This window comes from Deinococcus rhizophilus (genome assembly GCF_030271215.1).
GTDB lineage: Bacteria > Deinococcota > Deinococci > Deinococcales > Deinococcaceae > Deinococcus > Deinococcus rhizophilus.
The window spans coordinates 1-8,973 of sequence record NZ_JASNGB010000122.1 but is presented as its reverse complement, the minus strand read 5'-3'; the positions used below and the strand labels follow the sequence as shown (position 1 = coordinate 8,973).

Genomic DNA, 8,973 nt, shown 5'->3' with positions numbered 1-8,973 from the left:
CGTCACCAACCTGCTGCACCGCTACGAAGAATTGCTGGCGTTGCGCTTGACGGACGCGACGCGGCTTCAGGAGAAGCTGCGTGCCCAGGGGCGCGTGATCTTGGCCCTGGACGGGTTGCAGCCCGATATTGGGCATGAAGTGCTGTGGGTATTGCGGGACGTGCTGTCGGGCGAGGTGTTGCTCGCTCGTGCCCTGCTGGGGAGTGGCGAAGCGCAACTCGCGCCCCTGGTTCAAGAAGTGAAGGAGGCCCTCGGGGAGGGCCTCCCGATCATCGGCGTGATCAGCGATGGTCAGCATGCCATCCGCAATACCATCGCCCGGGTTCTGCCCGGCGTCCCGCATCAACTCTGCCAATTCCATTACCTGCGCGAAGCGGCCCGTCCCGTCTTTGAAGCCGATCGGCACGCCAAGGTGCAGCTCAAACGCGAGTTGCGGGGGATCCGGAAGCTGGAACGCAGCCTAGAGGGACGTCATGACCTGCAGGCCAGGGTGCTGCTGGGCTACTGTCTCGCCGTGCGGAGTGCCCTGACCGATGATGGCCGCCCGCCGCTGGCGGCGAGCGGCCTGAGACTCCGGCGGCGGATTCAGGATGTTGAAGAATCCCTGGACCGGGTCATCACCGTGAAAAAGGGGGGCAAGAACCGGTAGACCGTGATCTGGAACGGCTGCACGCGCATCTCCAAGACGCCTTGGAGAGCAGCCGCACGGTGTGGCCGGACATTAACACGGCCTACCGATTGGTTTCGCAAGCTGCCCAAGTGCTGGACAATGCCGAGGAAGGCACCGTCGAGCAGGTGGAGCANAAAAGGGGGGCAAGAACCGGTAGACCGTGATCTGGAACGGCTGCACGCGCATCTCCAAGACGCCTTGGAGAGCAGCCGCACGGTGTGGCCGGACATTAACACGGCCTACCGATTGGTTTCGCAAGCTGCCCAAGTGCTGGACAATGCCGAGGAAGGCACCGTCGAGCAGGTGGAGCAGCGTTTCAACACCGTGTTGCAGCGGATCGAACAGGAAGCGAACCGGAGNACCCACGGGACCTGACCTCCAGCCCCGCTGCTTGATGGCCTGGCATCGTCTGCGGGCCGGACTGGAAGTCCGGCATGAGGCACGACGTCAGCAACTCCGCTTCCGCCGCTCCCCGGATCAGTACCTGGCCGCCTTGGAAGATCAACTCCTCAAGCCCCCTTTGCCGTCATAGAAAAAAAGGCCAGGCCACCCGACCTGACGCCGCCGTCGTCCGAGAAAGGCGCAACCGGGGGCGAGAGGGCTTATCTCAGGGCCCCCATCAGGGCCGCCAGCCCACTGAGAGCCGTGCCCAGCGCTTTCCCCGGTTGTCATGTGCCCCGTCACCTTGCAGGGCTTTTGGGTGGTACCCAAAAGCCGGGGCCTCCACCCGCGAAGACCCCGGCCCACGGCTCGTGCCGCCTACGCCGTCGCCACTTCCCGCACGGGGACGCCCAGCACCTCGCGCCCGCCCAGGTAGGGGCGCAGGGCGGCGGGCACGCGGATGGTCCCGTCAGCCTGCTGGTGGTTTTCGAGCAGCGGCACGAGGATGCGCGGCGAGGCGATCCCGGTGTTGTTCAGGGTGTGGGCGTAGACCAGCCGCCCCGACCCGTCGCGGTAGCGCAGGCCGGTGCGGCGGGCCTGCCAGTCGCCCAGGTAGGAGCAGGAGTGCGTCTCGCGGTACAGGCCCTCGCTGGGCACCCAGGTTTCGAGGTCGTACATCAGCACCTTGCCCGCGCCCATGTCGCCCGTGCAGTTCTGCACGACCCGGTAGGGCAGTTCCAGCGCCCGCAGCAGCGCCTCGGCGTTCTCCAGGATGCGGGCGAACCAGCCCAGCGCCTCTTCCTCGTCGGCCCGCGTCAGGACGTACTGCTCGACCTTGCGGAACTCGTGGACCCGGATCAGTCCGCGCACGTCGCGCCCCGCCGAGCCCGCCTCGCTGCGGAAGGCGGCGCTGATCGCGGCGTAGGCGATGGGAAGCTGTTCGGCGGAAAGCTGCTCGCCCGCGTACAGGCTGTTCACCGGCACCTCGGCGGTTCCGGCCAGCATCAGCTCGCCCTCGTCGACCCTGTACACCTGATCCTCGCCGCCGGGAAAGTGGCCCGAGCCCACAAAGGTGTCCGGGCGCACCAGCGCGGTCGTCGAGAGGGGCGTCAGGCCGCGCCCCCGCAGGAAGTCCAGCGCGAACATCAGCACCGCCATCTCCAGCATCACCGCGTCGCCCCTGAGCAGATACGAGCGGCTCCCGGACACCCGCGCCACCCGTTCGGGGTCGCTCCAGCCCTGGCGCTCCAGCAGTTCGACGTGGTCCAGCGGGGTGAAGGCGAACTCGGGGAGGTGCCCCTCGCGGCGCAGTTCCACGTTTTCCGAGTCGTCCTTGCCCACCGGAACCGACGGGTGGGGAAGGTTGGGCACCCGCAGCAGCATCTGCCGCAGCGCCTCCTCCTGGGTACGCAGCTCAGGTTCCAGCGCCCTGAGTTCTTCCCCGAGGTCCTTGCCCTTCTGGATCAGGGCCGGGCGCTCGTCGGGGGACGCCTTTGGAACCAGCTTGGCATTCGCGTTGCGCTCGGTCTGGAGGGCCTCGACGCGCTGCTTGAGGGCCACCACCTCGCGGTCGAGGCTCAGCAGCTCGCCCAGGTCGAGGGCCACGCCCTTGACTTCGGTGGCGTGGCGGACGGCTTCGGGGTTCTCGCGGATGAACTTGAGATCAAGCATCAGTCGACCTCCACTGTACGCGGGACGCGGACGAAGCCGCCGTCCATCTCCGGAGCGAGGGCGGCCACAGCCTCCGGGGCGAGGACCTCGCCGGGCACGTCGTCGCGCAGGACGTTGACGAGGCTGACCGGGCGCTGCATCTCCTCCACCCCGGCGGTGTCCACCGTGCGGAGCTGCTCGAAATAGCCCAGGATGCGGCCGAGATCGCCGCGCAGGGCTTCCCGCTCCTCCGGGGTGAGGTCCAGCCGCGCGAGGCGGGCGAGGTGCTCGACCTCCCGCACGTCCAGCGGCACCGAGCTGACGGGATCAATCATGAACGCGAGTATACGGGCGCTCATGCACGGTCAGCGGCGACGGGGGAGGCTGGGGGCATGACCCGGACCTTCTTCCTGACGCTGGCCCTGGGCGCGGGCACCCTCGCCGCCGCCCAGGGCGTGACCACCATTCCCGCCACGCCGCTGGGCGCCCCCAGCCAGACCATGCCGGTGCAGACGATGCCGGAACGCGCCCCCGCCTACCCGTCGGGCTACACGACCGAGCAGCTTCAGGCGGCGCAGCGGGCGCTGGACGGGCTGCCCGGCCTGAGTGCGCTGGAACTGGACCAGAGCCAGGGCCGCCTGCGCGTGACCGTCGGCACCGCCGTGCAGCGGGTCGCCGTGTTGCAACGGCTGACGCAGGCCGGACTGCCCACGGGCCTGGTGACCTTTGCCCCCAACGCGGCCACCACGGGAGGCGCGACCGGAACGGTGACCGAGACGCCGATCACTCCGCCCGCCACGACGCCTCCGGTGAGCACCCCCGACCCCCGCATCACCCCCGTCCCCGGAGGCCGCGTGACCGTGACCGAACTCGCCAGCGGCACCAACGCCGCCACCTCTACCCCCGCCGTGCAGGTCGCCACGACCCAGGCTGCCCTGAATGCCCTCTACCGGGTCGCCTACGGCAACCAGACCGGGACTCCTGCCGTGCCGACCCTGCGCTCCGGCGAAACGGTCGTCGCCGTCTTCCTGGGGCAGCGGCCCACCGGGGGCTACGGCATCCGGGTGACGGGGGCCAGCGTGCAGAACGGCACCCTCACCCTGACGGTGGAGATCCGCGCTCCGGGGCCGGGGGCGATCACCACCCAGGCGCTCACGAGTCCGTGGACGCTGGTCCGGGCGCCGGGCACCTTTACCCGCGTGCAGCTCGTGGACGCGGCGGGCCGCCCGGTTCAGCTGGGCACAGGCGGCGGGGAAACCCGCTAACCCGCTAAGCCCTCCCCTTCTCCGACACTCCACCCGGTTCGGCGGGTGGAGTTTTTGCTGGCGGCTGACGACTCCCTCCGCCTCCGCCTCCGCCTTTGGCCGGATGCAACCCCGGTCCTGCCTGTGCCGTACTGGTGGGCATGAGTGCTGACAAGCCCGGCCCCCTGACCCCGCCCGACGCCCTGCTTCAGGCCCCCGAGGCGGTGGCCCCGGTGAGGGCGCAGGAGGCTCCGGAGATGGTGCCCCTCTCGGCCGAGGACCGGACCCGCCTCGATGCGCTGGCGCGGGCCTTTGTCGAGGACGTGCTGCACGCCGGAACGCACAGCCCCGACTTCAAGCGCAAGCTCGACGCGGTCCACGACCTCGGCGTGCCGGAGCAGCGGGCGGCGGCGCAGGTGTCCAGCCGGATGCTGGAGCGGCCCCTGCGGGCGACCCGGGCGGGCTCGCTCGCCGAGGGCAGCGACATCCTCAGGGGCCTGACCGACCTGCGGCGCACGGTGGAGGACCTCGACCCTGCCCGCACGCCGACCGCGCGGGGCTTTCTGCGCAAGCTGCCGGGCGGACGCAAGGCCGTGAACGCGGTGGACCGCTACCAGAGCGCCCAGAGCCACCTCAACGGGATTCTGGAGACGCTCTACCGCTCGCAGGATGAACTCAGGCGCGACAACGCCAGCATCGAGACCGAGAAGGTCCACCTCTGGGAGACGATGCAGAAGCTGCGCCAGTACGCCCACGTCGGGACGGCGGTGGACGAGGCGCTCACGGCGCGGCTGCACACACTGGAGCAGACCGACCCCGACAAGGCCCGCGTGGTGCGCGAGGAACTGCTGTTCGCGGTGCGGCAGCGCGTGACCGACCTGCTGACCCAGCTCGCGGTGGCGATTCAGGGCTACCTCGCCCTCGATCTGGTGCGGCGCAACAACCTCGAACTGATCAAGGGGGTGGACCGGGCGACCACCACGACCGTCAGTGCGCTCAGGACCGCCATCATGGTCTCGCAGGCGCTGGGCACCCAGCAGGCGGTGCTGGGGCAGGTCACGGCGATCAACGACACGACCGGCAAGATGATCGGCTCGACCGCCAGCCTGCTGCGCCAGCAGTCCACCGAGATTCAGCGGCAGGCGGGCAGCGCGACGGTGGACCCGCAGGTCATCCAGCAGGCCTTCCGCGAGGTCTACGGGGCACTCGACGCGATCAGCACCTACCGCACCCAGGCGCTCGACCGCTTCAAGGACACCATTCAGGTGCTGGGGCAGGAGGTGACGCAGGCGCAGACCTACCTCGACCGCGAGCGCCAGAGCACCGCGCGGGACGTGGCGCAGGGCCTGAACGTGACGGAGAAGGGCGACCTGAAGCTGTGAAGAACCGCGGGGAGCTCGCCCTGGCCCTGCTGCTCCTCTCGCTCGGGCTTTTTAGAGGCTGGGAGGCGGTCCATCACTGGCAGACGGGAGAGATCTGGGGCCTGGAGGCGGCCTCGAGCCTGCTCTGCCTGAGCGGAGTCGGCCTGGTCTGGCGCGGCAGCCGGGACCGAGCTTGAGCCTCCGCACCGGGCTGCTGCACCGTCTGTCCGACCGTCTGGACACCCAGCCCGCCGCCCCGGTCCTGCGCGTGGCCGTGGACGGGCCAGACGGGGCGGGCAAGACGACCTTCGCGGACGAACTGGCGGAAGTTTTGCGCGGGCGGGGCCGGAGTGTCCTCCGAGCTTCACTCGACGGCTTCCACGCGCCCAGGGCCGTGCGTTACCGCCGGGGCCGCACCTCGCCGGAGGGGTTCTACCGGGATTCCTACGACCTCGCGGGGGTGCGCTCGGCGCTGCTGGACCCGCTGGGGCCGGGCGGCTCGGGGCGCTACCGGACGGCGATCTTCGACCACACCACCGACTCGCCCGTGGACACGCCGGAACTGGAGGCCCTGCCCGGCAGCCTCCTGATCGTAGATGGCCTCTTCCTGCACCGACCGGAACTGCGGGACGTGTGGGACGATTCGGTGTTTCTGCGCGTCCCCTTCGGGGTGTCGGTGCCGCGCGGGGCGGCGCGGGGACCGGGGTACGGCTCGCCCGATCCGCACGCCGAGTCCAACCGGCGCTACGTGGAGGGCAACCGCCTGTACTTCCGCGAGGCCGACCCCGAGCGTCAGGCGGGCGTGGTGGTGGACAACGCGGACCTCACCGCGCCCTTCGCCGTGCGGGGCCTCCCGGACGGGCCCACTTCCGCAGGCGGATAGGGCCGTCAGGGACGGGGCTGGCCGTTCCAGACCGTCTTGAGTTTGCCGGTGACGAGGTTCAGGCTGGGGCCTTTTCCCTGGAAGTCCCGCAACGCCAGATGTACGTCCTCGCCGTAGAAGACGAATTTGGGCGCGAAGCCCCAGCTCAGGAAGGGGCCGTCCATCGAGAAGCAGCGTGGGCAGGCGTCCGGGGCAGCAACCACGTCGGAGAACTTGAGGTCCGCCGTCACCTTGCCGTTCAGGTCATAGACCACCACGGCGTGCCTCGGGCTGCCGGAACCCGCCCAGTTGTCCAGCGTGACCACCTGTCCACGCGGGCTGATCAGGATGCGGCTCGGGGTGTTCACGAGCCTGCGTTTCCACAGCGTCTTCAGGCGGCCGTCGGGTTGCAACATGAACAGTTCGCCCCAGCTCTCCCGCGCACTGGCGCTGGCGTCACTCACTCCACGCGGCAGGAACTTGAAGCCGTAGATTCCGAAATCCGAGCCGATCAGCAGCGGGCGCGGCGGCACATAGGACGTGGCCCCCGCGCTCACGGTGAGGGCCAGAAGAATGAGGGCGAGACGCTTCATGCCCGCAGTGTGAGGGCCGGAGGCGAAAGCAACCGGACGGGTTCAGCCCCCCCGCGCCTCCACCTCGGCCTGCTTCTCGCCCCAGGCGGTCATCCTCGCGTCCAGCTGCACTTCGAGGTCGTGCGCGGCCTGCCCCAGCGCCACGAAATCGGCGTCGGGGGGGGCGGCGGCCAGGGCGGCCTGAGCGTCCCCCAGCTCGGCCTCCAGGCGGGCGATATCGGCCTCAATGGCCTCGACCTCGCGCTTGAGGTGCCACAGGCCCTTGCCCTTCGGGGCGGGGACGGGCACTGGCTTCGGAGCGGGCCTGACCTCCTCCACGGCGGCGGGGCGGTGCTTCTCGCGGTAGTCGGCCCAGCCGGGGTACTCGTAGAACTGCCCGTCCTCGATCAGCCAGAGGCGGTCGGCCAGCCCCTCGATAAAGGCGCGGTCGTGGCTGACCATCAGCAGGGTGCCGGAGTAGGCACCGAGGGCGTCTTCCAGCGCTTCCACCATCTCCATGTCGAGGTGGTTGGTGGGCTCGTCGAGCACGAGGAGGTTGTGGTCCTCCTGCGCGAGCTTGAGCAGCGCCAGCCGCGCCCGCTCGCCGCCCGAGAGGATGCGGGCCTGCTTGTCGTGCTGGTCGTAGGGAAAGAGGAAGGTGCCGAGGAGGTTGTGGGCCTCGAAGTCCTTTTCCACGTACTCGCGGGCCACGTCGTAGAGGGTCTGCCCTGGGTCCACGCCGCGCAGCGCCTGATCGTAGTAGCCCACGCTCACGCGGGCCCCGGTCAGCACGCGGGCGCGGGGGTCGTCGCTGGGGTCCATGCCCAGCAGCGCCCGCAGCAGGGTGGTCTTGCCCGCCCCGTTGCGCCCGACGATCGCCACCCGGTCGCCCCGGCGAAGCTGCACGTTCACGTCCCGGAAGAGGGTCCGGCCGCCCAGCGTCCTCGTGAGGTGCCGGGCGTCGAGGACCACGTCGCCGCTCTCGGGGGCATGGAAGGTGATGCGGGTGGAGCGTTCCTCGGGGGGCGGGGCGCTCGTGGCGCGGGCCTGCATGCGGTCCACGCGGGCCTGCATCGCCCTGGCGCGGCGGGCGAGCTTGCTCATGCCCAGACCCCAGACCTTCATGCGGTCGGCGCTGGACTGAAGGGACGCGACCTGCTTGGCGTCCTGCGCGTGCTGCGCCGCCTGCTGCTCCTGTTCGGCGGCCAGCGTCTCGCGGAAGGTGGTGTAGCCGCCCCTGTACACGCTCAGGCCGCCGCCGCGCAGGTAGGCGGTCTCGTTGGTCACGGCGTCCAGAAAGGCGCGGTCGTGGCTGATGACCAGCACGGCGCCGGGATAGCGCGAGAGAAAGCCCTCCAGCCACTCCACCATCACGATGTCGAGGTGGTTGGTGGGCTCGTCGAGCAGCAGCACGTCGGGGTTCTCGACCAGCAGGGCGGCGAGGCCCAGCCGGGTGCGCTCGCCGCCCGACAGCCCGGCCACCGGGTCGTGTTCGCGGCCCCGGAAGCCGAAGGCCAGGGTCACGGCCTCCTTGCGGCTGCGGCGCTCGAAACCGCCCCGGCGGACGTAATGCTCCAGCACGGCCTCGTGGTGCAGCACGCTCTCGGGGGTGCCGCTCGCCATCGCCCCGGCGGCCTCCGCGAGTTCGGCCTCCAGCGCGTCGAGGTCGTGGAAGGCGGCCTCCAGCACGCGGTCCACGGTCGCGCCCTCGGGGAAGGTGGGGTCCTGCCGCAAGGCCCGCGCCCGCACGCCCGGACCGTGGCGCACGGTGCCGCCGTCAGGCTGGAGTTCCCCGGTCAGCAAGCGCAGCAGCGTGCTCTTGCCCGCCCCGTTGCGGCCGACCAGCCCCACCCGGTCGCCGGGCTGCACGGCGAAGGTGATCTCCGACAGCACGGTGAGGGGGCCGTATTCCTTGGTGGCGTCCTGCAGGGCGACAAGCACGGCGGGCAGTATAGGGCGGCTTTCCGGCGCCCCGGCCCCTGTCCGGGGATGGCCCTGTGCGGGAATGGCCCTGTGCGGGGGTGGCCCTGTGCGGGGGTGGCCCTGTGCGGGGAGTCCGGGGGTCTGCGGCGTGCCCGGCGGGGAGGACCCGGTAAACTGGCCGGGTGAGCCTGCCCCCCGTGCCCCGCCCTTCCCTGCCCCTCCGCACGGCCCTGCTCGCGGCGCTGCTGGGACCGGCGGCGGACGCGGCCCCCTCCTCCTCCCCCCCCCTCGTCAAGGCCGAGCAGCTTCA

The 8,973-nt window shown here is 70.5% G+C and carries 7 protein-coding genes and 1 pseudogene; 4 read left to right on the top strand and 4 right to left on the bottom strand.

The window, feature by feature from the left end; all coding sequences use genetic code 11:
• Window positions 1-649: pseudogene (locus QOL99_RS12085) on the top strand (ISNCY family transposase); the annotation flags it as partial.
• A gap of 780 nt (window positions 650-1,429) precedes the next feature.
• Here QOL99_RS12085 and serS read toward each other — a convergent pair.
• Together serS and gatC are read right to left on the bottom strand one after the other, a co-directional pair.
• Complete coding sequence (serS, locus tag QOL99_RS12080; protein ID WP_285524150.1) at window positions 1,430-2,722, bottom strand: serine--tRNA ligase; 1,293 nt, start codon at window positions 2,720-2,722, stop codon at window positions 1,430-1,432.
• The gene (gene gatC / locus QOL99_RS12075; RefSeq protein ID WP_285524149.1) at window positions 2,722-3,036 is read right to left on the bottom strand and encodes an Asp-tRNA(Asn)/Glu-tRNA(Gln) amidotransferase subunit GatC; all 315 of its coding nucleotides are present in this window, start codon (window positions 3,034-3,036) and stop codon (window positions 2,722-2,724) included. The genes serS and gatC overlap by 1 nt, the downstream gene beginning before the upstream one ends.
• Window positions 3,037-3,093: 57 nt before the next feature.
• Here gatC and QOL99_RS12070 point away from each other — a divergent pair, with 57 nt between their 5' ends.
• The 3 genes from QOL99_RS12070 (at window position 3,094) to QOL99_RS12060 (ending at window position 6,189) form a co-directional block, all read left to right on the top strand.
• A complete protein-coding gene (locus tag QOL99_RS12070) occupies window positions 3,094-3,966 on the top strand; it encodes a protease complex subunit PrcB family protein (RefSeq protein ID WP_285524148.1) in 873 nt (290 codons plus the stop codon).
• Between the two features lie 140 nt (window positions 3,967-4,106).
• Window positions 4,107-5,327 carry a toxic anion resistance protein gene (locus QOL99_RS12065; protein ID WP_285524146.1) on the top strand — a complete coding sequence of 407 codons (1,221 nt, stop codon included), beginning with the start codon at window positions 4,107-4,109 and terminating at the stop codon, window positions 5,325-5,327.
• Window positions 5,328-5,499: 172 nt separating this feature from the next.
• Window positions 5,500-6,189, top strand: coding sequence for a nucleoside/nucleotide kinase family protein (locus QOL99_RS12060; protein ID WP_285524145.1), 690 nt, complete (start codon window positions 5,500-5,502; stop codon window positions 6,187-6,189).
• Between the two features lie 5 nt (window positions 6,190-6,194).
• On the opposite strand, the gene QOL99_RS12055 is transcribed toward QOL99_RS12060, so the two are convergent.
• On the bottom strand, window positions 6,195-6,761 hold the full coding sequence (locus tag QOL99_RS12055) for a hypothetical protein (protein ID WP_285524143.1): 567 nt from the start codon (window positions 6,759-6,761) through the stop codon (window positions 6,195-6,197).
• 42 nt (window positions 6,762-6,803) lie between these two features.
• Window positions 6,804-8,681, bottom strand: a complete 1,878-nt coding sequence (gene abc-f / locus QOL99_RS12050) for a ribosomal protection-like ABC-F family protein (RefSeq protein WP_285524141.1) — start codon at window positions 8,679-8,681, stop codon at window positions 6,804-6,806.
• Between the last annotated feature and the right edge of the window lie 292 nt (window positions 8,682-8,973).